The following is a 737-nucleotide window of genomic DNA, read 5'->3' on the forward strand; positions in this document are numbered from 1 at the left end:
AAGAGTTTCATTTGTCACGATCATTGCTCGTTGACCCGCAGTTAATGGCTCAAATGCCCCCGTTTGTTGATATAAGCCGGGTGCAATATTGATTGGATAACTACGTTCGCCTAGAGTGACGGTGACTTTTTCCATCTTGCTTTACCTTGAGTTCATTTTTGAAAATAACACCATGAACAATTAGTGTTTGTCTAATAGTTCAATGATTTGGTTGGCAACAACTTTTGCACTTTGCTCATCAGTATGAATGGTAATATCAGCAATTTCTTCATACATAGGATTACGTTCGTCAGCCAGTTTCTCAAGAACCTCACGTGCGGGTTCGTCAACTTGTAGCAGTGGACGTTTTTTGTCACGTTGTGTACGAGATAATTGTTTCTCAATGGTGGTCTCAAGATAAACAACGACACCGCGAGCGGATAGGCGATTACGGGTCTCTTTAGACTTAACAGAGCCACCACCTGTTGCTAATACAATGCCTTGTTTCTCTGTAAGCTCATTGATGATTTTTTCTTCGCGATCGCGAAAGCCTTCTTCACCTTCAAGGTCGAATACCCAGCCTACATCTGCGCCAGTGCGTTTTTCTATCTCGTGATCAGAGTCGAAAAACTCCATATTAAGCTGTTGAGCCAACTGACGGCCAATAGTACTTTTGCCAGCACCCATTGGTCCAACCAGAAAGATATTGCGTTTCTCTGCCATGTTTTTTGGTATTACTACGATTATTCGTTAATGAT

The 737-nt window shown here is 42.1% G+C and carries 1 protein-coding gene; it reads right to left on the reverse strand.

The genetic code is table 11. From position 1 onward, the window contains the following. Window positions 1-180: 180 nt before the first annotated feature. Window positions 181-702, reverse strand: a complete 522-nt coding sequence (aroK, locus tag A9O67_RS13175) for a shikimate kinase AroK (protein WP_082955515.1) — start codon at window positions 700-702, stop codon at window positions 181-183. Window positions 703-737: the final 35 nt, after the last annotated feature.

It is taken from the genome of Tepidimonas fonticaldi, assembly GCF_001675355.1.
GTDB lineage: Bacteria > Pseudomonadota > Gammaproteobacteria > Burkholderiales > Burkholderiaceae_C > Tepidimonas > Tepidimonas fonticaldi.